At 41.0% G+C, this 26,249-nt stretch carries 23 protein-coding genes; 9 read left to right on the forward strand and 14 right to left on the reverse strand.

Annotation, left to right across the window (positions count from 1 at the left end):
* Nucleotides 1-112: 112 nt before the first annotated feature.
* The 3 genes from C4F40_RS20000 (at nucleotide 113) to C4F40_RS20010 (ending at nucleotide 2,398) form a co-directional block, all read left to right on the forward strand.
* Nucleotides 113-1,234, forward strand: a complete 1,122-nt coding sequence (locus C4F40_RS20000; RefSeq protein WP_196941200.1) for a baeRF3 domain-containing protein — start codon at nucleotides 113-115, stop codon at nucleotides 1,232-1,234.
* 199 nt (nucleotides 1,235-1,433) lie between these two features.
* On the forward strand, nucleotides 1,434-1,832 hold the full coding sequence (locus tag C4F40_RS20005) for a hypothetical protein (protein ID WP_196941201.1): 399 nt from the start codon (nucleotides 1,434-1,436) through the stop codon (nucleotides 1,830-1,832).
* A gap of 104 nt (nucleotides 1,833-1,936) precedes the next feature.
* A complete protein-coding gene (locus C4F40_RS20010) occupies nucleotides 1,937-2,398 on the forward strand; it encodes a PA2169 family four-helix-bundle protein (protein ID WP_196941202.1) in 462 nt (153 codons plus the stop codon).
* A 56-nt stretch (nucleotides 2,399-2,454) separates the two neighbouring features.
* Here the strand turns inward: C4F40_RS20010 and C4F40_RS20015 are convergent, their stop codons facing one another.
* From C4F40_RS20015 to C4F40_RS20050, 8 genes are all read right to left on the reverse strand, one after another.
* Nucleotides 2,455-4,689, reverse strand: coding sequence for a mechanosensitive ion channel family protein (locus tag C4F40_RS20015; protein WP_196941203.1), 2,235 nt, complete (start codon nucleotides 4,687-4,689; stop codon nucleotides 2,455-2,457).
* An 89-nt stretch (nucleotides 4,690-4,778) separates the two neighbouring features.
* Nucleotides 4,779-5,573 (reverse strand): rhamnogalacturonan acetylesterase, encoded by a 795-nt coding sequence (locus C4F40_RS20020; protein WP_196941204.1) that lies wholly within the window; start codon nucleotides 5,571-5,573, stop codon nucleotides 4,779-4,781.
* A gap of 44 nt (nucleotides 5,574-5,617) precedes the next feature.
* Entirely contained in the window at nucleotides 5,618-6,613 is a 996-nt protein-coding gene (locus C4F40_RS20025) for a pectinesterase family protein (RefSeq protein ID WP_196941205.1), read from the reverse strand.
* 7 nt (nucleotides 6,614-6,620) lie between these two features.
* Nucleotides 6,621-7,607: an alpha/beta hydrolase gene (locus tag C4F40_RS20030; RefSeq protein WP_196941206.1), complete on the reverse strand. Its 987-nt coding sequence runs from the start codon at nucleotides 7,605-7,607 to the stop codon at nucleotides 6,621-6,623.
* A 66-nt stretch (nucleotides 7,608-7,673) separates the two neighbouring features.
* A complete protein-coding gene (locus C4F40_RS20035) occupies nucleotides 7,674-10,154 on the reverse strand; it encodes a glycoside hydrolase family 95 protein (RefSeq protein ID WP_196941207.1) in 2,481 nt (826 codons plus the stop codon).
* A gap of 39 nt (nucleotides 10,155-10,193) precedes the next feature.
* On the reverse strand, nucleotides 10,194-11,846 hold the full coding sequence (locus tag C4F40_RS20040) for a glycoside hydrolase family 28 protein (protein WP_196941208.1): 1,653 nt from the start codon (nucleotides 11,844-11,846) through the stop codon (nucleotides 10,194-10,196).
* 326 nt (nucleotides 11,847-12,172) lie between these two features.
* Nucleotides 12,173-13,093, reverse strand: coding sequence for an alpha/beta hydrolase (locus tag C4F40_RS20045; RefSeq protein ID WP_196941209.1), 921 nt, complete (start codon nucleotides 13,091-13,093; stop codon nucleotides 12,173-12,175).
* Nucleotides 13,094-13,280: 187 nt separating this feature from the next.
* Nucleotides 13,281-14,135 carry a sugar phosphate isomerase/epimerase family protein gene (locus C4F40_RS20050; RefSeq protein ID WP_196941210.1) on the reverse strand — a complete coding sequence of 285 codons (855 nt, stop codon included), beginning with the start codon at nucleotides 14,133-14,135 and terminating at the stop codon, nucleotides 13,281-13,283.
* 260 nt (nucleotides 14,136-14,395) lie between these two features.
* On the opposite strand from C4F40_RS20050, the gene C4F40_RS20055 reads away from it, so the two are divergent.
* The 4 genes from C4F40_RS20055 to C4F40_RS20070 all read left to right on the forward strand — a co-directional run bounded on the left by C4F40_RS20055 (nucleotide 14,396) and on the right by C4F40_RS20070 (nucleotide 18,029).
* On the forward strand, nucleotides 14,396-14,854 hold the full coding sequence (locus tag C4F40_RS20055) for a MaoC family dehydratase (protein WP_196941211.1): 459 nt from the start codon (nucleotides 14,396-14,398) through the stop codon (nucleotides 14,852-14,854).
* 11 nt (nucleotides 14,855-14,865) lie between these two features.
* Nucleotides 14,866-16,392: an NAD(P)H-hydrate dehydratase gene (locus tag C4F40_RS20060; RefSeq protein ID WP_196941212.1), complete on the forward strand. Its 1,527-nt coding sequence runs from the start codon at nucleotides 14,866-14,868 to the stop codon at nucleotides 16,390-16,392.
* A gap of 99 nt (nucleotides 16,393-16,491) precedes the next feature.
* On the forward strand, nucleotides 16,492-17,559 hold the full coding sequence (locus C4F40_RS20065; protein WP_196941213.1) for a PAS domain-containing sensor histidine kinase: 1,068 nt from the start codon (nucleotides 16,492-16,494) through the stop codon (nucleotides 17,557-17,559).
* 191 nt (nucleotides 17,560-17,750) lie between these two features.
* Entirely contained in the window at nucleotides 17,751-18,029 is a 279-nt protein-coding gene (locus C4F40_RS20070; protein WP_196941214.1) for a hypothetical protein, read from the forward strand.
* Here the strand turns inward: C4F40_RS20070 and C4F40_RS20075 are convergent.
* The gene (locus C4F40_RS20075; RefSeq protein WP_196941215.1) at nucleotides 18,023-18,505 is read right to left on the reverse strand and encodes a hypothetical protein; all 483 of its coding nucleotides are present in this window, start codon (nucleotides 18,503-18,505) and stop codon (nucleotides 18,023-18,025) included. The two genes, C4F40_RS20070 and C4F40_RS20075, sit on opposite strands and share 7 nt — an antisense overlap.
* Nucleotides 18,506-18,760: 255 nt before the next feature.
* On the opposite strand from C4F40_RS20075, the gene C4F40_RS20080 reads away from it, so the two are divergent.
* Entirely contained in the window at nucleotides 18,761-19,261 is a 501-nt protein-coding gene (locus tag C4F40_RS20080) for a CinA family protein (protein ID WP_196941216.1), read from the forward strand.
* A 78-nt stretch (nucleotides 19,262-19,339) separates the two neighbouring features.
* Nucleotides 19,340-20,419, forward strand: coding sequence for an AI-2E family transporter (locus C4F40_RS20085; RefSeq protein ID WP_231390156.1), 1,080 nt, complete (start codon nucleotides 19,340-19,342; stop codon nucleotides 20,417-20,419).
* A gap of 4 nt (nucleotides 20,420-20,423) precedes the next feature.
* Here the strand turns inward: C4F40_RS20085 and C4F40_RS20090 are convergent, their stop codons facing one another.
* From C4F40_RS20090 to C4F40_RS20110, 5 genes are read right to left on the reverse strand one after another with little or no spacing between them, the layout of a single operon-like run.
* A complete protein-coding gene (locus tag C4F40_RS20090) occupies nucleotides 20,424-20,804 on the reverse strand; it encodes a response regulator (RefSeq protein ID WP_196941217.1) in 381 nt (126 codons plus the stop codon).
* Between the two features lie 53 nt (nucleotides 20,805-20,857).
* Nucleotides 20,858-21,427, reverse strand: a complete 570-nt coding sequence (locus C4F40_RS20095; RefSeq protein ID WP_196941218.1) for a chemotaxis protein CheB — start codon at nucleotides 21,425-21,427, stop codon at nucleotides 20,858-20,860.
* Between the two features lie 13 nt (nucleotides 21,428-21,440).
* Nucleotides 21,441-22,265, reverse strand: coding sequence for a CheR family methyltransferase (locus C4F40_RS20100; protein ID WP_196941219.1), 825 nt, complete (start codon nucleotides 22,263-22,265; stop codon nucleotides 21,441-21,443).
* On the reverse strand, nucleotides 22,259-22,636 hold the full coding sequence (locus tag C4F40_RS20105) for a response regulator (protein WP_196941220.1): 378 nt from the start codon (nucleotides 22,634-22,636) through the stop codon (nucleotides 22,259-22,261). The genes C4F40_RS20100 and C4F40_RS20105 overlap by 7 nt, the downstream gene beginning before the upstream one ends.
* A gap of 16 nt (nucleotides 22,637-22,652) precedes the next feature.
* The gene (locus C4F40_RS20110; protein ID WP_196941221.1) at nucleotides 22,653-26,249 is read right to left on the reverse strand and encodes a response regulator; all 3,597 of its coding nucleotides are present in this window, start codon (nucleotides 26,247-26,249) and stop codon (nucleotides 22,653-22,655) included.

Below are 26,249 nucleotides of genomic sequence, written 5' to 3' on the forward strand. Positions count from 1 at the left end.
GCAGAAACATTAAAAAGGGGCAGGTGTTAATTAAGTAATATGGCTATTCATTCATGACAACATAGCCCTTGCCGAAATTGGATATTATTATTTATAAACTTAGAAAACGAGTATGGAAAAAATTAATTCGACCCTATTGAAACAATTAACAGGGAAACGTGGGGAACCTTGTATATCATTGTATATGCCCACCCATCGGGTTCATCCGGAAAGTGCCGCAGATCCTATCCTGTTTAAAAATCTACTAAAAAAAATCCAACATTATATTACAGAAAATAAGTTAGCGGATTACATCCCTTTGTTAGAGCCCTTCGAGAAATTGCAGAGCGACTACGATTTCTGGAACAACAACGATTGCGGATTGGCCATTTTTATAGCTAAGGACGAAACACATATTATACGATTGCCTGAGCGCGTAGAGGAAATTACATGCGTTGCAGATTCGTTCTGCGTCAAACCGTTATTCAAATTCCACGCGGAAAATAAACATTACTATCTATTGGCTTTGGGGCAGGATGACGTACGGCTCTATGCCGGAGATAAATACCACCTCGAGGAAATAACCATAAAAGGCAAAGTGCCGACCAGTATGACCGAAGCACTGGGTGACGAGCTTACCGATAATCATGTTCATGCCCCGTCAGCACCTACCTCCCATGTTCACGGCTACATGGAAAAAAGCCAAGAAATAGAGATCGACATCGAACGCTTTTTCCGAAGTGTAGACCAAGCACTGAATAGCCATTTCGACTTTTCAAATGACAGACCGTTGATACTTGCGGCCTTAGCAGAGCATCATACCGAGTTTAAGGCAATTAGCAAAAACCATCATTTGTATGAACGCCATATCACCATCAATGCGGAAGCACTTCGTATAAAAGAGCTATTGGCAAAAGTAAAGGAAGTGATCGAAGCCGAACAAGCGGAAAACAGACGTAGACTGTTGAATAGACAACAAATTGCTGTCCAGGAGAAGCTAAGCAGCCACCAACTCCAAGAGGTTGTACGTGATGCTATCGATTCCAAGGTAGAAACTCTATTCATCGAAAATGGACGTAATATTCCGGGCCATATTGATCTGGAAGCGCGTAAAGCCCATCTACAAGAAAATCAAACGACGGACATATTGAATGAATTAACTTATCACGTATTTGAAAAAGGCGGACAGGTCATTTTATTAGACAAAGAAGATATGCCCTACGATACAGGGGCATTTACGATAAATCGTTTTTAGAGCCGAGGGCAAAGGCTAGCGGTTCAACCTACGGTATCTATCACGTATTAAATGAGAAAAAAAACGTATTTAGCGTACCAACATTGAAGACCGTTTCATGTTGATTTTGTAGAAGGTAACCAGGAAGCCAAGATGTAAATAATACCGACACACACTGATTATTTATGTCAAACTTTCATTACCATAAAAACACAACAAGATGAAAACAACGAATCTAATACAGCTATTAAAGAGGCAAGGTCTTATATTAGCTATGATTAATGTAGGTCCAGAACGAGAAGGACAGCCTTCCAATAATCCGGAAGTGGGTGAACCAAATGATCTTGATAGAGACGAAAGGGATGATTATGACATTACCGAAGAGCCACTAATCGGCGGCGAAGACGATATAGATCGCGAACCGCTATCTGATGATGATGTCGATGTTTCCGGTCTGCCCGGTGAAGAGCCATTACAGGACGATATTGACCGCGTAAATGTTGTTGAGGAACAGATCCGCGAAGATCGTCAAGAAGATGAAATCGGCACGCCCTATGACGTAGACAACGAAGACGATACGATCAGTAATTTGGATGATGATGTCCTAGGCGAAAGATAATTTATAACATGATCCAATCATCTCACAAAGTGGATAAAATGAATTAACTTCAAATCTCATGTATCGATAAAAGTATACATGAGATTTGCTCAAAAAGCTTTTTGATGGATATAATAAAAAAAACAGCAGACTTAACCAATCAGTTAATAGCTATAAATAACGACCGTCAAGCGTGGTATGCTAAGGCGTTGGAAGAACTAACAGGAATAGAAAATTTGGATCTTAAATCAATATTAGAAGAATTATTGGAACAAGCGAAAAAATTTGCGAAGGAGCTTAATCCTTTTGTGGTGATCAATGGACAAGAACCGGCTACCAACACAACTGTTTCTGGTAAATTTCAACTCTTTTGGGCCGATGTGAAATCGACACTTGCCCGGTTAAAGCGAAAACAGCTTTTGGTAGAATGTGAACAAATTGAAAGCACAACACGTGAATTATATAAAAAGGTACTGGATCATGCACCGCACCTTTCTGATAAATTAGTAACCGTTTTGCAGACACAGGCAGAAATCCAACATATGTCGTACGAAAAGATTCATTCCGTCAAGGAACGGTGTTTTTAATTACGAAATCGTAACACCATAAATCCGACGAGGCACGCCTGCAAGCACCTCGTCCCCTATGCTGTAGAGGCAACTCCGATCTCCTGCTCTTTTAATTCTTTCTTAATATCTTCCAAAAATTCACTTTTAAAACGTTCAATATGCTGTACATTCAGCATTCCGATCTGTATGGCAAGCACGTAATTATCGGCATTCACAGATTTCGTATAGACTTTTATCGGGATTTGCTGATCCACATATTTATGGGCATCCAGCTTCTGCACCAGCATGGATTTTACCGGTTCAATTTCTTGTCCTCCGGTAATGGTAAGCTCCATATTGAGTCGAATATCATCGTTTAAGAATGTCCAATTAACCAATCTGCCAGACAGCAGATCTCCATTGGGAATGATCACACGGGCACCCTGGTCGGTCAATAAGGTGCTCGATCGAATACCGATTTCAAGTACTTGTCCTTTCTTATCTGCCAGTTCAATATAATCCCCAATTTTGAAAGGTTTTTCAAAAACTAAAATAATCCCGGAAACAAAGTTATTGATGATGTTTTGTAAACCGAGACCGATCCCCACACTCAATGCACCAATGATAACGGTGAGTCTATCTGTACCTATTCCGATGATGCTGATAGCTATCAAAAAACCAATCACAACAATGAGCAGGCGGAATAAGGGAAAGAGTGTCATCCGTTTGACTGGCACGGTATGCGAGACCGGGTCATTTAAAAGGCTCTTGAGATTCTTTTGAAACCAATTGGCCGTAGCTAGCACTGCAATAGCTAATAATACGTTGCCGTATGTATATGCTACCGTACCTATTTTACGCTCATTATTAAAAATATGATTCAGCAGCTTGCCTACTTGATCAGTTATGTTCAAGCTATTGACCAACACGACAGCAATTATTATTATACAACATACATTTAAAACCCGATCAAGCGCTTTACGCATCTTTGGCAGATCAAATCGTTTGATAACATGATCTGCCGGTGCTACCTCAAATTGATTTTCCAAGTCGTGCAATAACATATCCCGAAATGCCTGGAGCGAGAGGGCCTGCAATAACGCAATCGCTGCTACAATTCCCCACATCCGTGCGAATTCGATATATCCCATTATATTGGATAATATGGATAATATATATATCAGTATAATCGCCCACCGCGCATATTTATTAATATAGGCTACCGGATTTTCCATATCAATCTTCTTCCCTAGCGTATGGATCAGATATATCCCGAAAGCACACATTCCACCCGCGAAAATACGCGTCCATATGTCTTCTGCGATAAGTAGATTTGCAACGATTAATAATGCGTAATGTAAGCATGTCAATCCGAGCGCCCGCTTCTTATAAGGGGTCAGCTGCTCATACAAAATAATCAACAAGAGTGTGAAAATGATGAAATAACTAAACTCCAATACCAATACAGGAATTACAAAAGATACCAAAGGAAGCAAGGTCAAAAAGAAAACCGCCGCCTTGAGTAGCGGAATCCACAAGGGGTCATTTTTGTGAATATTGAGTTCATCTGTCTCATCATCTGACCGTCGGCCTAACCGAAATATCCAATAAAAGTAAAGTCCGCTGAGTAAAATCAGAAAAAGTCGGCTACTCCAAGCGGAATAGTCAAAGTAGGCTATGTTTGCCTGATCCCGGGCTAGGTTCCTTTTCACATTTCCAATAATCCTGCGCTGTAAGACAGGGAGCTCGGCCGTGGCCATCGAATCTGCTGATTCTGAAAGGATAGCTGAAGCTGTTTTGAAAGCGCCATCCATGTTATGGATCTCCCTTTTGAGTAAGTCCACTCGAGTCTTCAAAATAGCTAAACTATCTGTCAGCGTTACATACGTTACGGAATCCAAGAGTTCGTCGGTCGACAGCCGCGCGACGAGACTATCCTTTATGGATCCTGTACCTTTTTTCTGAAGCAACGATTTCTCTACAAGCAGCATATCTATTTTTGATTTATCTATGCTTGAAGAAATCCGATTAAGCTGCCGATAGGCACTATCGGCAAAAGCACTGTCCATGCGACCTTCACGTTGGTGTAGTTGCTGATCTCGCTTCAAGCTATCTACCTGAGCAATAAAAGATCCGATCCGGATACGCAACCTCTCTATGGATTTCCATTCTTTTGTTCCAGTCGCCTTAGGAACTTCCACCATTCCAATACGATCCGTATTTTCTGTCGTATCCCGTATTTCCTGTTCTTGTCCAACCGTAAATGCTATTGCCGAAAACAGCATAGCACTTAATATACACCCATACAATAAACTGCTTTTTACTTTCATACGCTTTCACGGTAATCCTATCCAAAAGTAACAAATAAATATGCGTATCGTTTTACTGTTTTGCTGCTGATTTGCATTCGTAAAGTTACTTACAAGCGTAGTTTTTTCATCGCAGAAAAAACTAGCCTTGCCACTTCTTTTCCGCCTTCAACCTGAAAATGTGTATTGTCTGTCTGCCCTTGGGGATATGCAGCGAATTGACCGGGAGGAAAATTCATGAAATAATTTTTCGTTACATATTCTTTTCCCTTACTATTGAAAAAATTCATTGAAATCTCATTGAGATCTATCAAAGGCACTGACATTTCGGCCGCAATCTTCTTTACCGCATCCGGATAATCCCCATGTACATTGTGCAACATGCCCTCTTTCCACGGATAATTTCTAGCAACGGGAGTCAACAAAATAGGGAGTCCTTTTTTCTGACGTGTTTGAGATATAAATAGTCTCAAAAATTCTTTATATCCCGTTGTATCGACGTAGCGTTCGGGATGAGCTACAGACCCGTCGTTATGTCCGAATTGTATCATCACGATATCACCCGGTTTCAAATTTTCAACTATGGATCGCCAACGACCTTCTTGAAAGAAAGTACGTGTACTACGTCCTCCTTTTGCCCTATCATCCACACGTACCTGTTGTGCATTTCCGATCAGATGCTTTAACTGTAACAAGCTATCTTCGACAAGCAAGGGTTGCAATAGCTGCCCCCAGCCAACCAAAGGATAGCGTTTTTCCATGTACCCTTCTTCCAATGCGTAATCGGCTACGGTTGAATCACCGATAAGGTAAATAACGGTTTCTTTTCTCTTTACCGCCAAAAAAGCTGTTAGAACCGTAAAGGTCAAGAAAACTCCTATAGTAATATAAATTGATTTCGACATGCTGCGTATTATTAATTAAAGCCTTTTAAAACGACGAGATCGCTTTAAAACGACGAGATCGCTTTAAAAGGAGTCCAGTCTCCCAATACATTTCCTACCGTATATTTAGCGGCTTCCTGATCCGTTATCGATTTGCTCCACGCTACACGGTCTGTCGCGTATGCACCTTTTCCGATAGATTTATATTCCGCATAATAAACCGTATGTTCATTCTCTACTTTCCCCCAATTGTCCCAGCCCCGAGGAGCTACAACATCGTCCATTCGACAATGAAGGAATACGGTTTTTGCATACGGACGCCAAGGCCTACCCAACAGAAATGTGCTCGTTGGGGTATCGCCTTTCAACTCACAATAGCGAAAAACGTAGCCAAATTCACGCCCCTCCGGTGTGGATGCTGCTGTGTAATACCCCCCCTTTTTTCCAAACAGTACACATTTATCAAATAAAGCGGTTGAAGAACCAAAAATAAAATCCACCGTGCCCTCTATATAGCATTCGAGGTAATATTGACGACTCTGTTTGCCGTAGGTGTAGAGGGTATCCTGAAAGCCTAAAAAACTACATCGGTAAAATTGCACCTTATCACCTGCTACTAAAACGGCTACAGCCTGGCCCACCGGACCAGCGGTATTCGCAAAGGTTATATTCTCAAAATAAATATCAATGCCGTAGATGTAAAAACCAGCCGATCCGGAGGTACCAAGTTCCTCTCCGAATGCATTTTTCTTAGACGCATAATCGTCGTATGTTATGCGCACATTTTCCCGGCTTTCGCCGACAAAATGAATATTCTGCTTGGACTCGGCCAGCACAATCTTTTCTTTGTACTCCCCGTTTTTGATCAAAATATGTGTGATCGATTTTCTAAAGTTTGGCACGGCGTCAATCGCTTCTTGGAGTGTCTTATAATCCCCCTTACCCGATTTATCGACTGTAATATCGTATTGGTCAATTTTGACTTTTCCCATCACACAGCCGGAGAATATGGTCGTCAGTAATAACAGAAATAGGAACGCTAAACGAATTTGAACTTTCATAACGAAATTAAATAAATATTGCATTTAAAAAAGAAGCAACGGTATCAACACAACCGTCTATCCAAGGGTGAAATAACCAAAAGGGATGTACTTTTACATCGATCTCGTGTACTTCATGATAAACATTCCACCTTTTTAACATCCCACGCAGTTCATCTTGCCCAGCGTGAAATCGTGGAAAGCCACTATTGAAGAACAACATCGGTACAATACGCGTTTCGTCGGCCCAGAATATTGGCGAAGCTTCCTTCCATAAGGCTGGATGGCTTTCAAAGCTTCCGCCTAACCACGAAATATCAGCAGCATCTTGTTTTCGCTCCAAATTAAGGGATGCGGGCGCCATAAAATCAACTACGCCGTCAAAATTTATGATGGCCTGCACATCAGTAGAGATGGCCTTTTCGCTTTGTGCCGTTTCAAACGCCGCGAGACCATTTGTCAAACCGACTAGAGACGCCAAGTGCCCCCCTGCAGAACAGCCCGAAATCGCAATTTTCGCCGTATCGATATGAAACTTATCTGCATTTGCTTTTACCCAACGTATTGCTTCCTTGATGTTATGGACAGCAGCGGGATACTGTGCTTCAAGTGATAACTGGTACTCCACCGGAATAGTTACAAAACCTTTTGCGGCGAGCATTTGTGCCAAAGGTACCTGCATGTCTTTTGTGCCCGAACGCCACCCACCTCCATGGATCAAAACGACGGCAGGCAATTTTTTCATATTGTCAGGGCGATATACATCAAGATGAAGCTGACGTTTACCATAAGCTGTGCTTTCCAACTCCAGGTATATATTATCGATATATCTTCTAATACCTGCGGGCAAGCTATCTTTGACAGGCACTGCATAGGGAAATTCCTTCTTTATCTGTCGATACACCCGCATGATATTGTAGGTGGTATCGGTCGGAATTGGCGTTTGTGCTAACACCGGTTGGAAACATAGGTGCATGGCTAACAGCATCGTTATATGAAAGCGTGTTTTCTTCATAGGGCTTATTTTCATCGATTTTATAACACAAAGATATGTCGGAAGCGTGAATTTCATTATCCACTCCTACCGGGTAACTACAAAATTATACTGTTTTCCAGCTTCGGTATTAAAGTCCCACAAATCCGTGTCTGGTATTTCATACCGCTTAACAGACGATTTTGCAGACTTTAGCGGTTCTTTTATTGCGTTTACCGAATAAAAAGAATTAGGATTTTCAAGCTGTGCTTTACTAACTGATGTGCTGCCGGACAAAACAATCCCCTTTGCAAGTCGTAAGCGACAGTTTCCACCTAAGGTGGACTTGATCCGCAGCTGCGTTAACATACCTTGCTTCCACGCTATATCTACCGAAAATCCCCCGCGTACACGCAGTCCTGTTACCTTCCCGTCTGGCAACGCATCAGGCAGCGCCGGTAGGATAAAAATATTTCCATCATATGATTGAACCAACATTTCTGCAATTCCGGATGTACAGCCAAAATTGCCGTCTATCTGGAAAGGAGGATGCGCGTCAAGCAAATTCGGGTAGGTTCCACCTCCCTGGCCTGTTTCTCCCTCCGGTGGGCTCAGCTGATCCTGAATAAGTTTATATGCTTGGTTACCGTCCAGTAGTCTCGCCCACCAGTTTACCTTCCAGCCCATAGACCAACCAGTCGATTTATCACCTCTGTACAGCATCGAATTCTTTGCCGCCTGAGTCAATTCCGGATGACGAAACGGAGAAATTTGTCCTGCAGGGTATAAGCCATAAAGATGTGAAATATGTCTATGCTTATCCTCTTTGCTATCCAGATCGGTCAGCCATTCCTGTAGTTGATTGTGCTGTCCAATCTGCATAGGAGGCAATCTATTTAAAGCATCTTGCACAGAATCTGCCAACTCAGTATCCATGCCGAGTATTTTGGACGCGTTCACAAAATTATGAAAGACGTCGAAGATCAGCTGATTATCCATCGTGGTACCAGCGGACACACCTACGCTACCGGCCATATACGAATTTTCTGGTGACATCGAAGGGCTTAATACCAACCATTTTCCCGTCTGATCTTCATGTAAAACGTCTAAATAAAACAACGTTTTTCCTTTCAGTACGTCGTAGTATTCCTTCAAAAAATCTTTGTCCCCATTATACAAATAGTGTTGCCATAGGTGCTGGCTCAACCAGGCTCCTCCCATAGGCCACATGCCATAATATCCTCCATCTACCACACCCGTAATTCGCCAAAGATCAGTATTATGATGCATATTCCATCCCCTGGCGTTATACATCTCTCGTGCACTCTCTCGGCCTGTTACCGATAAGTCCTTTAACATGGAGAACAAGGGCTCGTGCATTTCACTCAAATTCGTTACTTCTGCTGGCCAGTAATTCATCTCGGTATTGATATTAACGGTATATTTACTATCCCAAGGTGGAGACAATTTATCATTCCATATCCCCTGAAGATTAGCGGGTTGACCTCCAGGCTGTGACGAACTGATCAACAGATAGCGACCAAATTGAAAATATAGGGCGACCAACTGCGGATCATGTGATTGAACAAATTCTCGTACGCGTATATCGGTGGTCTTATGTGATTGGTTCGACGTTCCTAAATCTAATTCAACCCTATTAAAAAAGCGCTGATATTTTTTTATATGGCTAGACAGGGCATTCGTGTATTTTATTTTTACGGCCTTGTCCAGTATATGCCTAGCACGTTGCACAGGATTTCCCGTCAAATCATTATATCGGTTAAAGTTGGTTCCTATCGATACGTAAAGCAATACCTCATCTGCATCCTTTACCTCAAGTGTACCTAAGTTTTCGATCAACTGTCCACCCTTCAGAACGGGCTTCACTATTCCGTAAAAATCAACTTTCCCAATTTTACTGTCCACGGAGCCACTCGTCCCCGTTAGCGCTAAAAGGCGATCTTTGGCTACGATATTGTGCTTTATGTGAGGAGTGGTAAGACCGATTGTAAAGGATAGCCCCTTCTTTTTTGAAGACGTCAGCTTTACAATCACCACATCATCCGCGAACGAAGCAAATATCTCTCTTTCAAACTTAACGCCCTCCACTGAATAAGAAGTTCGCGCGACCGCGTTCTCAATATCCAGTTCACGGTGGAAGTCCGTATAATGGTCGTGCCCCAAAAAGTTAAGCCTTAGGCTTCCAAATGTCTGGTAGGGCATTCCGTAGTCTAGCCCCTCAGGCACCTGGCGAGGGAAAGTTTCATTAGATAAGGCCTGTGCCTCTCTAGCTTTACCATCGGCCAATAAACGTCGCATTTTAGCAATATTATCATGCGTATTTTTCGGCACGTTATTACCAGGTTCACCCGCCCAAATGGTTTCTTCATTGAGTTGGATCTCTTCGTTAGCGGGATCTCCAAACACCATAGCTCCCAGTCTACTATTACCTATGGGCAATGCTTCATTCCACTCTGCAGCTGGCTTATCATAAAATAGTTTGAGCGTTTGCTGCGCCATCAATAAATCGACCGTAGACACATTCATTGTCAAGAGAATCGCCGCAACTTTCAAAATAGGTCTTGTCATTATTCCTGTCATTATTTTTTAATATATATTTGAAAAAATCTAATCTAGCCGAACGGCGGTCTTTTTAGCACCATGTTCAAAAACCAATTTCGATCTATCAATCTTGGAGTTTTTGAACACTAAATTTGATGAATTTGCTCCGCTGACTTCAAGTATTTGCTTTCTCGAATTGTCAAATTGGATATGATCAAAATTGAGGTCTTTAGCACTTTCGATATAGACCAACGGATCGTTATCTTGTGTATTCAAAAATACATTTTCAAGGGAAAGATACTGTGCATCCTTAATTTCAACACCTTTGGTTACTGTCAGATTTAGATTTTTCATATAAATGTGCTGAACGGGCATCTCTGGCAATCCGCGTACAAATACGCCGATAGCGGCTCCGTTGCAATAAATATTCTCAATATACACATGCCTAATTTGTGGAGTTTCCACTGTTACGTCGGGTATCACTTGCACTTCATTTGCCAGTGGCGGTTTGGTCCAATAGTACATATCAAAAAAGATCGCCTCGTGTCGGATATTGGACATGTTTATATTACGGATATGGATATTTTCAACGATGCCGCCCCGACCCCGCGTCGTCTTAAACCGAATCCCCTTATCCGTACCCATAAAAGTACAATCCTCCACAAAGATGTCACGTGCGCCACCAGACATTTCGCTGCCCACGACAAAACCACCATGACCTAAATACACTTTGTTGCGACGGATAATAACCTTTTCCGTTGCAATTCCTCGTTTACGTCCTTCCTCGTCTTTCCCAGATTTGATACAGATTGCGTCATCACCGACATCGAGGATGCAATCTTCGATCAGAACGTTTGCACAGGACTCGATATCTATCCCATCCCCATTTTGTGCATAATCGGGATTCTTAATTTTAACATCTCGTATGGTTAGGTGCTGACTCATCAAGGGATGCAGGTTCCAAGCTGGTGAATTTTGAAAAGTAACTCCTTCCAGCAGGATATTTTTACAGTTTGTCAATACCACCAAGTTGGGGCGCAGGTAATCTTTTATATCCGCAAAGTCAGCTAATGTTTTCCCATCAGCCAACAAGACAGATCTTTTATCTTCATGGGCCAGCTTAGTCTTAGCCGAAGGAAACCAAGTCTTGCCGTCAGCACTTAGCAGTCCTCCAGAAGCAACTTTCTGGCGCCATTCTGCTTCCGTTAATGCACCTTTGCCAACCATACGCCAGGCGTCACCATTGCCATCTATAGTACCATGGCCAGTGATGGCAATATTCTCTACATTCTTTCCACTGATGGGCGACTCATTGCGTGCGGAAGGCTTTCCCTCATAGTTGCCCTCCACAATTTTATATTGGTCAAAGTCTGCGGTAAACTGCAAAAAGGCACTTCCATGTAAGTGCAGATTGACATTGCTTTGCAGTACTATCGGACCGGAAAGCCAGTAACCACTAGGTATCAATACGACTCCACCACCTTTTTGACTGACAGCACGGATCGCATCATTGATACTTTTGGTGTTTAGGGTATGTCCGTCACCTTTCGCGCCGAACTGCTGTATATCGAGCGTATCCTTACGGAATATAGGCTGGTTTACATCCGGTAGCTTGTCCCAGCTATACACGCTGCCATGTTGTGCAACTGTATTGCCAGCTAGTATCGTAAGTAGAGACAGCGTGCCGAAAATTTTCGTTTTGTGTTTGTTAAAAAGCATTTCTTCTGTTATTATATTATAATTTAGTTTATATCCCTATGTACGTACAGTTTTCTTACCCATCCGCAGTAATCTTAGCTGTCGCCTTTTTCATTGTCATCCAACGTATTGACGCAGTACATCGCCCCCACTACCGCCCGTGTGTACATGCCTGCACTTCAGCGCCAGAAAATGCAACCGCTTGCGCGTTAACCTCCAAAAATAACAAACATGCTTATTCTACCTAAAATCAGCCTTTTCATATGTCAGTCCGTTTATTTATAAATAAAGTGCGAGCATTATAAACCACCACTTTTGGATCATTATCCCGTACAAATTTGAGCAACTTATCTGGAAGACGTAACAAAGTCATTCTCCATCAACCATTTTTCACAAAGATCAACCCAGCTTTGCGTCGAACCTGGATTATCCCTTAAAGCTATAGCATGTTTCCCATGTGGAAATATATGTAATGAAGATGATACACCAGACTCCAATAACTTATCGTAGTACAACAGACTATTTTTCGCGCTCACGGCATTGTCGTTAAAGGCATGTACAATAAACGCTCTGGGTGTATCTTTACGAACCTGTCGATGTAGGCTGAACTGATTTAAAAGTGCCGGATTTGGATTTTCGCCCAGTAGCTGTACGCGACTACCCATATGTGCGTATTCCCCCATATCAATTACAGGCGAAATCAAAATCTGAAACGCAGGAGCATAATCGTAGCTATCTGTTGAATCCCCGGCTTCCGAAATATCTTTCTGACACGTACTTAATGTCGCCGCTAGATGGCCACCTGCAGATGATCCCATCACCCCGATCCTTAATGGGTCGATTCCCCACTGAAGCGCATTTCGCCGTATAATACGCATGGCACGCTGGGCATCCTGCAAAGGCGCTAATTCTCTCTGCTGTACATCGGGGGAATGCGGCAGTCGATGCTCCAACACAAAGGCATGCATACCGAGTGTATTGAACCATTTTGCCAATTGATAACCACTCACCTGATACGCCAATCGCGAATATCCTCCTCCGGGGATGATCAATACGGCTGTCCCCTTATTTTCTTGCTGCGAAGTAAAGAATGCCTGTATTCTCGGACGCCCTACCTGATATATGCGTTCATTGGCGATACTATCCTGGACGTCAATCCGCTTTGAATTCGGCATCTTTCCCTGCGGCCATAAATTGATCCGCTCCTGACCGACGCAAAAAAAATGGAATAGCAATACATACGATAGAATTGATATTGTTTTGATCATAACATGATAGCGATAAACATAGATTTTAATTGTAGGCCTAAAATACGGATTTATACAGTTGAGAAAGTTAAATATTTGATCGAAATCGTTCAATTTCTCACCTATACTTGCTTAAACTAGCAGCTTGCTTAGCAAACAACTGATGTGACCATGCTACCCATGTATTTCGTTTGCGCCGGTATCCGGCTCATCGCTTATTCGATGCAGTTTTCCATTGTTCTCTGATGGTACGAAGAGCTAAGGGTAGCTCTGCCTCTAGGTCTTTAAATCTACATTCTAAAGCTATTTTACCTGTATACCCAATTTTCTGGAATGCGCTAAAGAAGGCAGTGAAATCGTCTCCGATTACACCTGGAGCAGTGCGATTTTCTTTTTCACCAATATCACAATGGTAAATGTATTTTGCCCCCTCTAAAATGACAGCGGCAGGTTCATTTTCTCGCATCATGTGGTAAATATCAACTGTAATCTTAAAATTCGGATGATTGACGGCGTCTGCGACTGCTATACATTCTTTCAGCGTATTTAGAAAATTACATTCCTCTTTATTTTGGCTTTCTAAAGCCAACACCACATGATATTGTGCAGCTAGAGCAGCTAATTTCTTAGAAATATGTACAAACTGTACAAATGCAGTGTCTCTGTTAAAGCCCTCGGGGATATGACGGGAGGCACCGCTTCCAAAAACGATAAGAGGAATATTTAAGCGTTGCGCTCTTTGAAAAACAGTGGTTGCGTAATTCATGACCGCAGCTTCATCCACTTCCGGCCCGGTTGTTTTGATCGTACCCGGAATAAACACATTGACAACGGAAACGGAGACTTCGGAATTCTTTACTTTCTCCCCATGGAAAGAGGAATCCGGCATGGTCGGTTGAAGCACCTCTGAAACAGTGGGTTGAATGAACGTGTAACCTGCTTTTTTCACGAGCGCACTTTGGGCTACACTTACACATACTCCTAATTCAGGTAAGGTCGATTGGGCATAGCTCGCTTTTTGAAAAGCAAAAGCAAAAAGTAGGAGAATTGTTATTTGTTTCATAAATAGATTTTATAGGAAATTTCAATATAGTTTATGCCCATAAATATAAGTAAATTTTTTATTTCTCATCGTGCCTGATCTTATATATACTACCGGAAAAACACGCAATTCGATGTAAAATCTAATTAAAATTATTAATCGATCTTATTTCTATAAATACTTTTTAATACTTTTAAAAAAACACGTGTTACATGCCATACAGGCTGTGATGCATATTTCTAATATTATAACGTTTATTTTAACTAAAAAAGTAACTTGAGATGGTAGCAATCAACAACTTCGAAGAGTATAAATCCTACGAGGGGAAACAATTAGGATTTTCTGACTGGCATAAAATAGATCAAGAGCAGATCAATCGTTTCGCCGATGCGACGCTTGACCATCAATGGATACACGTAGATCAGGAAAAGGCCCAGTCTGTCGGTCCGTTCAAATCGACTATTGCACATGGTTATCTCACCCTTTCCCTCATCCCCTATCTTTGGAAACAAATTGCGGATGTTCGCAATGTGACAATGGAAATTAACTACGGCATAGAAAATCTTAAATTTGGTCAACCTGTATTGGTGGACTGTGAGGTACAGCTGCATGCCAAAGTAAAATCAATACTAAATCTAAGAGGCGTTGTAAAGGCTATTATCGAGGCCACTTTAATCATAAAAGATAATGCTAAGCCAGCCTACGTGGGCGATGTTATTTTTCTTTATCATTTTAAATAAGGAAGAATGATATGAAAGTACTTTCTGCTACACAAATGAAGCAAGTAGATGCATTAACCTTACAGGGAGAAGGAATTTCCGCCATTGATCTTATGGAACGGGCATCAAAAGCACTTTTCACACAACTAAATAAGGATCTTGATTTAGGAAATACATCCCTAGTTATCTTTTGTGGTCCAGGTAATAACGGCGGGGACGGTCTGGCACTGGCAAGGTTACTCCACGACGCGGGGCATCAAATTTTCGTATATCTACTTACACGACACCGTTATTCTCCGGAAAATATTACCAATCAAAAGCGTTTACTCGATAAGGGTATTATTGTTGAAAAAATTGATCCCACAACCGTAATAGAGATACCATCCGACGCACTTATTGTCGACGCTTTTTTTGGAAGTGGTACATCAAGACCTTTATCTTCTGACTGGAAGAAGTTCATCGGCTATCTCAATAGCCATTCAAATACTCGGGTAGCCATTGATATACCTTCTGGTCTGATCGCAGACGCACATGTCGATCAGCATAGTCCTGTAATTAAAGCAGATTACACGTACACCTTTCAATCCCCCAAATTATGTTTATTACTTCCTGAAAATGCCCGCTATATTGGAGAAGTAGTCGTGGTGGATATCGGGTTAGATCAATTAGCCATGAAAGAGTCAGGCACCTCATACTATTATACGATACGTGAAGATATAATAGATATGATCCCTAAATTCAATAGGTTTGCGCACAAAGGCACCTTTGGGCATGCATTCATTGTAGGAGGCAGTTTTGGAAAAATCGGGGCTATTGCCTTGAGTTGTAAAGCAGCGCTAAAAACGGGGTGTGGCATGGTAAGCAGCTATATCCCAGCATGCGGGTATGCCATACTTCAAAGTAGTTTTCCCGAAGCCATGGTCCTTACCGACGAGGATACAAATAGCTTATCAACAGTTCCGGATAATTTCCTTTCCTATTCATCTATTGGCATCGGTATGGGTATGGGAACAGATCAAAAGGCACAACAGGCTTTGTTTTTACTGTTAAGCAAATTATCAGAACAACAAAACGACATTCCTTTAATGGTTGATGCTGATGCACTCAATATTCTGGCCATCCATCCAGAATGGCTAAAACTTTTACCTCCTTTGAGTATTCTTACTCCGCATCCGAAAGAACTCGAACGTCTAATAGGTCCGTGGAAAAATGATTTCGAGAAACTCCAAAAGGCGCTTTACTTTTCCAATACATACGAAGTGATTACCATTATTAAAGGTGCCAATACGGCTATCGTCTTCCCCGATGGTCAGATCCATTTTAATTCGACAGGAAATTGGGGCATGGCTACCGCAGGTAGCGGTGATGTACTCAGTGGCATGATATCCTCGTTACTGGCCCAGGGATTTTCACCTCAGGATACAGCCCGAGCGGGTGTTTTTCTGCACGGGTTAGCTGCTGATTTAACCATACGTAAGATACATCCCAAAAGTCTTATTGCCTCGGATCTTATCGAACATATTTCTTCAGCATGGGATACCGTGGCGCCTATGAGGTAAAGAATACCAAAAAAATATATTAATATTTCAAATGAGCCCGAAATAAGATTTTCGGTTAAATTTTCGTTAACTTAGGAAACTATTCAGCGATATATTTTAATGGAAAAAGATGATTTTTCGATTTTTAAATACCTAGCAGATCAAAATGATCACATTGTATTTGCATATCGTATTGACAAACAGCACATCTGCTATTTAAATGATGCGTTTAGGCAAATAACACACCTTGATATCGGGCAGGTGTTGAATAATACTCGACTATTGTTTGACATTATCCATTCAGAGGATTTTGAATATGTAAAAAAAAGTTTTCAGGAAGCGCTAAAAAAAACACCAACTACTCCTGTAAAATTTAGAATTATATGTCCAGATAAAAAGGAAAAATGGATTAGCCTAACATTTTATCCGCTACTGCGTGCTGATCAATCTTATTTATGTGGAACTGCGCGAGATGATACTACTCGACAAATAAGTCTCCAACATTTACAGCAGATTAACGCATGGAAAGACACGATGCTCGAAATCGTATCCCACGATCTGCGTGGCCCAATTGGGACGACAAAGCTCCTTGCGTCTATAATCGCCAATAAAGTTCCCGACAATAAAGAAGTGATTAAGCTGACAGGTATGATTCAGGACATTGCGAAGCGTAATCTTGATCTTATCCGTCTTCTTCTAAACCGGGAGTCCTTGGGTACGGTTTATGAATCGCTGCGTCGTGGACACGTGGAAATTGTACAATGCATAAGAAAGATAATCGATACTTATCGCGAATCACATATTGGGAGAAAATTTATACAAACGTCCGCAGAGACCGAGATATATACTGAGATCGATGGTAGTAAATTTCTTCGCATTATCGATAGCCTGCTTTACAACGCAATACAATTCACATCGGAGGGTGACCAAATTCATATCCATACGCAGCAATTAGAAGACAGCTTTTTGATGACTGTAACGGATGACGGAATAGGGATTCCAAAAAATCTACAGCCATTTCTCTTTACAAAGTACACAAGGAATCAAGCAGAGGAACTGGGATTAGAGAAATGGGGGGAACTTGGATTATGGGTAACGAAATCCCTTGTAGACTTACACGGCGGTAGCATCTGGTTTGAATCCGAGACCGGAAACGGCAGTATATTTTACGTGAAAATACCTTTTTAAATAGGAACAAACCCGAGCAGGATCACTCACCATCTATTTTTGAAGCTAAAAAAGGATTGAAAGTTATTGAAATTCTAGAGCGGTCGTGGTCATATTATCAAGATACCGATGTATGTACACTTTAAGACGAAAGCAAGTCGACAGAAACAAAACTTAATGATATACTGTTAATATTTATAAATTAAGTTACTATGAAATTTGTTAAGGTGACACGTCAAATATTGTGCTCTTTGCAGGAAAAAGGTTTTAACATACTCGCGTCTACCAACACCCTCCATGAGATACCCGGGACCTATATACCAAAAAAGGTGGATGATGTATGGCTATTCCTTGAACATTGGGACTTCTCGGGTACGATATTAGGAAGCGAGGGGAATGAACTGCTCGTCATTGAGGAAGCATTGCTTACCAAGCAAGAAAAAGATTTAAAGGGAATGGTCTGGATCGAAGACGAGGACCTATTCTATTGAATAATGGTGTTAATCAAGAACACCTCTCTTTCTTCTAGGAATAATATTTCCGGCAATACAAAACAATTAATCAAATTACCCCAGCTTTCATACATGTCAAAATGATCGACATAGTGTGAGGGGGCGGTAAAAGCTGATAGAATTGCGTCCTCATCTAAAATATAAATATCGGATTGAAACAGCAAAATCTTATTCTCTTCAACGAAATGCATAGCGGCTTCCCTATTCATTGCATCAATTTGTGAAGAATAGCGCGTAAACTTTTTTGTTTCTTCATCTAGATGCTGGGGGTAGGTGTGCTGAAGATATTCGGTATAAAAACGTTGGTCACCTGTTCTATAAGCCTCGTTTTGGTAAATCACCCGTTCGTAATTATACTCAAAATCAGGATTCCTGATATCGGAGAAAGCTTGATTATACTCAGCTAACCGCTCTTCCGTGCTCTTGGGTTTGATATAATTCGTATCGCGTTTCATAAATTATGAATAGTATTAAAACTCCTTTCTTATAGGACGAAGTTCGTCCTGCAGTGTAAAATGTGTAATCTAATTTTTACAATGTGCACATATTGTCTGCAAAGGACATCATTAAATTTAATGTCTCCTTGTGATTTAACATTTTAATTTTATTATGTAGTGTTTTAGCCACAGAGCCTAAAAGCTTAGCGCGCAATGGGGAGAACTTTTTAAGGTTTTCAGTTGTTCATCTCATAGAAGTTCAACAAAAAAAAAATGAAAAAAGACCTGATAAATCAATGCGGCCAACTATTGATCGAGAAAGGATTGACTATTGCTTTTGCAGAAAGTGCCACTGCAGGACGACTCGCCTCAGAATTTTCGCTGGCGACTGATGCGGGAAAATTTTTACAAGGCGGAGTGGTTTGTTACGATGCGCGTCTTAAAGAGTATCTATTAGATGTGCCGGCCCAACAGATAAAGGAATTTACACCTGAATCTCCCGAAGTAACACGTTCTATAACGTTGGGCCTTTCGAAATTAATTGATGCAGACATCTTTATAGGCGTTACTGGTTTGACTTGTCCAGGGGGAAGTGAAAAACCAGAAAAACCGGTAGGTACAATGTTTATTCACGCAGTGAAAAACGGCAAACAGCTGCTGGCTTCCAGAATATGGTTTGGTGGATCTCAGGAAGCCATCGTGGCCGCAACCGTAGATTATGTCGTGAGGCAGCTGATTACCCTATTGTCGGAATCAGATTCTGTGAAAATTTAATACTGAGGACGGTGAGACTGACCCTATTGAAACATCTGCCAATCTGCAATAGAAAATATTATAAAACGACTAACCCTTATGCAAAATATAAAAAACCTTCAACGTGTCATTTTAATTTTACTGCTTTTTTCGCTTAGCATAGTTATGCTGTATTTCGGAAAAGGCTTCCTTGTGCCTTTAGTGTTATCAGCTGTTTTAGCGATGTTGCTGACAAAGGTATGCCGTAGATTGGAAGCCTTTAAAATACAGCGAGGTCTAGCAGCTTTTATTTCGGTCTTGCTGTTCGTGACAGCGCTGGCGGTACTCGTTTTCTTATTAGGCTGGCAACTCACAAGCTTCGCTGATAATCTGGCGGAGCTAAAACAGCGGATGCTGGAGGTTGTCGAAACATTTAGAGATTGGCTACACGAAAATATGGGTATCGACCGCAAGCAGCAACAGAATATCACAAGTTCTCAAGGAAACTCTTCAGCCGGTGCGGGCGACATGCTAATGCGCTTTGCTACAGGAACTTTAAGTATAGCAGTCGATATGGTACTCGTTATCGTGTACATTTTCCTTTTACTACTGTATAGAGGACGTATCAAAAATTTTATTTTGATGCTTGTTAATACAGAGTACCGCGAAAAAGCTACGCTTATTTTGCAAAAATCGTCTGCGGTAGCTCAGCAATATTTAGAAGGTCTCTCCAAAATGATTGTAATGTTATGGATAATGTACGGCATAGGATTCTCTATACTAGGTGTAGAAAATGCATTGCTTTTTGCCGTGCTCTGTGGAATATTAGAAATAGTCCCTTTTGTGGGAAACCTGGCAGGAACTTCATTCACTATTTTGGCGGTAGCTGCACAAGGAGGCGATAGCAAAACCATAATCGGTGTCATTGCAGTTTACATGCTAGTTCAATTTATACAAACATACGTACTCGAGCCATTGGTAGTAGGCAGTCAAGTGAGGATAAACCCCCTGTTTACAATAATTGCATTGGTGGCAGGAGAACTTCTCTGGGGAATCGCTGGCATGGTGCTAGCGATTCCGCTTGTGGGTGTGATGCGAATTGTATTTGATCACATTCCCCATTTAAAGCCTTACGCCTACTTAATTGGCGCTGACCAGAAGAAACGTAAGCATTTTCTTGCAAAGACAACGAGAAAATGAAGCATCAGTTTATATTTCGAGCATCAGATAATACTTGTGCCACGCTATTTTCCAGATCGGCAAGATCAAAAGGTTTAGCCAAGTAGGTATCGGCTCCTGCTGTTTCAGCAAGTAAATGGATATCATTGTTTGCGGAAACGTAGATTACAGGTAGATGATTGAAATCAGGATGCTGTTTCAGAAGCTGTGTAGCCTTGACGCCTCCAATATCCGGTATCCAGTTGTCCATCAAAATGACATCGGGTCTAATCTCCGTCACTTTCTCAATGATATCATGAGAGGTTTCGGAAACGGCGACACGATATCCACATGCTTCCAATACAATGGAACATACTTCTAAGATGTTCACGTCATCATCAAAAATTAATACAGTTTTGTCTTTCATAAACAGCTAATTTAGTTGGAATATGTTAATTATTGAAATTAATATTGTAAATATTATCTGCACAACCGGTTTATAAATCCAGCCATTTGATCCGGTCTTAGTACATGGTCTGTTTTAACTTGTGATATTGCTTGTTTGGGCATATAATCCACTTCCGCGGTACCTGGCTCTTGAACGACGACAAGTCCGCTATTCTGTTTGATGTACTGTAGTCCATCTACCCCATCTGCATTCGCTCCAGACAACAATAAAGCAGCTGCGCTTTCTTTGAATATTTCCGCTGCCGACTGGAAAGTTACATCTATAGATGGTCGTGAATAATTCAATTTCTCGGATGAGTCCAGAGAGACGGTGTGTTTATCCTCAAAAAGAAGATGGTAATCCGGAGGCACCAGATAGATGCACCGACTTTTTAGCGTCATTTTATCTTCAACTTCGCATACTTCTAAATCCGTGTAGTTAGACAACAGGGCATTTAAAACGGAGTCGGGATGCGATTTACGATGGAGGATAATTATTATAGGAAACGAAATATCATCATTAAGTTGCGGCAATACCTCCAAAAGTACAGTCAGACTTCCGGCCGATCCCCCGATTAGGAATATTTCTGTCCTTTTTACCATATTGCTCCTCTGATTATTTGATTTTCTTCCAGATTTTTTCTGTAACCACTTGTTTATAATGATTTTCCAGGTTAGAGAAACGTATTGTTTCTTTGGCTCCAAGAGCCAGAAAACCAAAATTATCTAGACTATCATTAAATAATTTGAATACTTTATTTTGTAATTCTTTTTCAAAGTAGATTAAGACATTTCGGCATATTATTAATTGAAATTCGTTGAACGAACTATCTGAAACCAGATTATGTGTAGAAAATATCATCTTTTCTTTTAGGTCCGTATCGAATTTTACCATATCATAATTGGCCGTATAATATTGCGAAAAATCCGCTGCTCCACCCGATAAAATATAATTTTCCGAATACTGCTTCATCTGACTAATAGGGAAAATACCCTTTCTAGCTTTTTCCAATACCCCGGGATTAATGTCTGTGGCATATATCAACGACCTGTTGTATAAATTAGCCTCTTTCAATAGTATTGCTATGGAGTAGGCTTCTTCCCCTGTGGCACATCCCGCCAGCCAAATTCTGATAAAGGGGTAAGTTCCTAATTTTGGAAAAACCTTTTCACGTAACGCTTTATAAAAAGATGGATCCCGAAACATCTCGGTTACATTTACCGTTATTTCTTCGATAAAACGTTGTAGGTATTCCGGATGGTGGATAAGGTTATATCTTAGTTCCGCAAAACTGGTAAATTTATCGATTACACAAATTCTGTTTAGCCTTCTTTTTAGCGATGCCCTACTGTACTGGGTAAAATCATAACCATATAACGAAGATACATCTGTTAAAAGAATTTCCAATTCTTCATCTTTAATAATATTTGGATTCAGCATGAACATACTTCTTCTATCACCGCTATCAACTTATCGATGTCAATAGGCTTGGAGACATATCCCCACGCCCCTGCTTCGATACATTTTTCCCTATCTCCATACATAGCTTGTGCCGTAACGGCAATTATTGGAGTCATTTTACATTTTTCGGATGATTTGATAGCCTTTATTGCCTCATATCCATCCATTTCAGGCATCATCATATCCATAAGCACTGCACTAATATCTTTGTTTTCTTGGAGTAACGCTATTCCCTCGGCGGCCCCCAAACAGGATATCGATTTATATCCTCTTGCTTTCAGCGCCAACCCCAATGCAAAAATATTTCTGCTGTCATCATCAATGATTAATATCAACTTGTCTTTGTCCATAGCCTTCATGATTATATTAACTCTCGTATAACCAAACTCTTAATAAAGATAGTAACTGATCCGTATCTACCGGTTTGGAAATGTAATCCGATGCCCCTGCAATAATACATTTTTCCCGATCGCCGGTCATTGCTTTAGCTGTAACGGCCATTATAGGTAGTCTAGTATGTTGGGGTATCTGCCGGATTAGTTTGATGGTTTCATATCCATCCATCTCTGGCATCATCATATCCATCAGTACAATAGAAACATCGGGGTTTTCTTTTAACTGCTGAAGCGCTTCTTTACCGTCGATCGCCGAAATTACTTTCATCTGGTATTTTTCCAACGCCTTTGTAAGTGAAAATATATTTCTGACATCGTCATCGGCTACCAATACTTTTCTACCATTTAATACTTCGCTTAGCGAGCCCAATTTGTTCGATTTCCGTTTTTCGGTATCGGCACCTTTTTCTTCTACGAGATGTAAAAATAGACCGACTTCGTCCAAGATACGCTGATAGGAATGCGCGGTTTTTATGACAATCGAATCCGCATATTGCTTAATTTTTCGTTCTTCGGCTTGAGAGAGATTTTTGCCCGTGAAAATGATAATCGGCAGGTTTTCTAATCCAGTATTCTGTTTGATGGCTTCCAAGGTTTCGTAGCCAATCTTATCCGGTACACCCATGTCGAGGATCACACAATTAACCGCATCGGATGTCAAGGCTTTTACGCTTTCTTCTACATTACTTTTAATTTCTGATACAATATCAAAACTGCTAAGGAAATAGGAGAGCGCCGTCGCATGTTTGGCATTTTCTTCAATAATCAGTACTTTCTTAGGATATCGGGTTAAAGCATCTTCAATTTTTTTAAACATATTGCTTATCTGCTCTAAAGCAATCGGTTTGTTAATAAAATCAATCGCGCCTTTTAACAAGCTTTCTTTTTTCACTTTTAGCGACGACATAATGTGCACTGGAATATGCCTAGTCGCCATATTGCTCTTTATTTCTTCCATTACCTGCCAACCATCTTTGATCGGTAATTGGATATCCAATAGGATCGCCAGTGGTTGGTATTTTACCGCAAATCCAGCCGCTATATCTCCCCGTACGACGACGATTCCTTTGTAATTTTGCTGCCGAGTATATTTCAATAGTGCTTTTGCAAAATTTGTATCGTCTTCTACAATCAATATGATCTTATCCCCCTTCTTAATCGTGTGCCTGTCGTCGTCTATTTCGTCGGGAATTTCCTGTACTGTATAGGAGCTGATCCCTTCCGTAACAAGGGTATTAATTTCTTCCACATCAGAAGATATGCGTTCTATCAATTCTTCGGTTTCAGGTTTTACCACTTGGGTCATTTTGACCTTGGGAATAACGAGAATGAACGTACTACCCTCATTTTCTTTACTTCGTAGTTTTATCTCTCCTCCTAACAGTCGTGCTATTTCACGGCTTATAGACAAGCCCAGACCCGTACCTCCAAATCTCCTTCTAGTTGAGCCGTCGGCTTGCTGAAACGCTTCGAAGATTATTTTTTGCTTTTCTTCTGCGATCCCTATGCCGGTATCGGTAACTGCAAAGACGATATTATCCTTATTGGTATCATCATCAGATATCTCCAGCTTAATACTTCCTTTAGCGGTAAATTTAATAGCGTTTGACAAAAGGTTCCGCAGAACTTGATCAAGCCGCATTTTATCGGTCTCTATCGTATCACATAAATCTGGCTGAATAGTAATCTGTAAATCTAAAGACTTCTCTTTTATGATGGGGAGGAATAAGTTACTAAGCTCTTGCGTCACCTCTGAAAGCACCACCCGCTGATAGTCGAGTTCCATTTTTCCCGCCTCAATTTTGGAAAGATCCAAAATTTCGTCAATAAGGCTTAATAAACTTGTGCCAGAGCTTTGTATCACTTTAGCTGATTCGATCTGGTCTTCATTTAAGTTTTCGTCCGCATTTTCGGTCATTAGCCTTGATAACAACAATATTGAGTTTAACGGTGTCCGCAATTCATGAGACATATTCGCCAAAAATTCCGATTTATATTTAGTACTTAACGCGAGTTCTTCTGCTTTTTGTTGGATATCTAAATTTCGTTCGGCAATAAGATGATTCTTTTCTTCCAGTAATTTAGAGCGTTCTTCCAGCTCTTCATTAGACTGCAAGAGCTCTTCTTGTTGTACTCTCAGCTCTTCTTCGGAGGCTTGAAGTTTTTGGGTCTGTGCTTCAAGTTCGGTATTAAGATTTTCAAGTTCGCTATGCTGCGTCTGTAACTCCTCTGCCTGAGCCTGCGTCTCTTCAAGCAATGTCTGAACCTGCTTCCTACCCTTTGCGGCAGATATCGCAAGCGCAATATTCCGACAGGCCTCTTTATAAAAGGCTATTTCCGTTTTACTAAATTCAGTGTTAGACCCCAATTCAACGACACCTATGCAACGCTGATGTAGAAGTACAGGTAGCAACAAAATATGTTCTACTTTTAATTGTCCATTAGAAAAACTTACAACATAATTTTCATTATTTAAGTTCTCAAATAACTTCTCTTTCCCATCTTTGAAAACCTGTCCTATCATACCATGTCCTGGCACGAAGGATTTTTTCATTCTATCTTCTAAGCCATATGCACTCTGCAATTTTATATTTCCATTATCGAATAGATAAATGGCTCCATTGATACATTCACCGTAATTAATCAGGTGATTAAGGGAATCGGATGTCAGCAACTCTTCGGTTTTATTACCAACAAGCGTTTCATTCAACGTGGCTAAGCCGGTTTGTCTCCACTCATTGCTATTAAGCTCATCAAAAGATGATTTTAAAGCTTCTGTCATTTCATTGAGGGAACTTACTAAACTCCCTAAATCATCTTTTTCGGTATCGTCGATTTTCATCGTATAATCGCCGTGCGCTATTTGATGAGCGATTGCTTGTATAATATTTAGTCGTCGGCTTATTTCTTCGTCTTTTTTCTTTAGTGATGCCTGTAACTCCTCTCTTTTGCTGAAGTCCGCTCGAATTCGCATATACGATATAAGCGTAATAACTAGGGAAACTAGAGCGGCCAGAATGATAAAAATGGACGTGTAACTTGATGACTGATTCAACATTTCAGATCTTCTGCTTAGCAGTACCTCTTCTTCGTTGATAAATCGTGAAATAATATTCCGACAGCTATCCATATACAGTTTCCCTTCCTCCAGTTGGGGTATAGTGACATCACCTCCACTCCGTTTTATAGCTATCAACTCGGTGAGAATGTCTATCCTAGACTTAACCAACGAAGAAAGGCTATCCGCCCGCTGGGCTTGAAACGGATTGCCTAACGTTAAATCTCTTACTACGGCCAGCGACCCCGGCACAAACTTCAAGCTATGCCGATAAGGTTCTAAAAAGCTTTCCTTGCCTGTAAGGTGGTATCCCCTCTGCCCTGTTTCAGCGTTTTGAAGATCGATGAGAACATCATTAACCGCAGCTATAAGACGTCGTGTGTGATCTACCTTCTCTCTATTATCTATTTGTTGTTTGATACTAATATAGGATGCAGTAGAACTTGCCAGAAGGATGATTAAGGAAATTCCAAATCCCAATTGCAGGTTACGTAAAAATGGTCTAGGCAT

Origin of the sequence: Sphingobacterium pedocola (assembly GCF_015209965.1) — a bacterium.
Classification (GTDB): domain Bacteria; phylum Bacteroidota; class Bacteroidia; order Sphingobacteriales; family Sphingobacteriaceae; genus Sphingobacterium; species Sphingobacterium pedocola.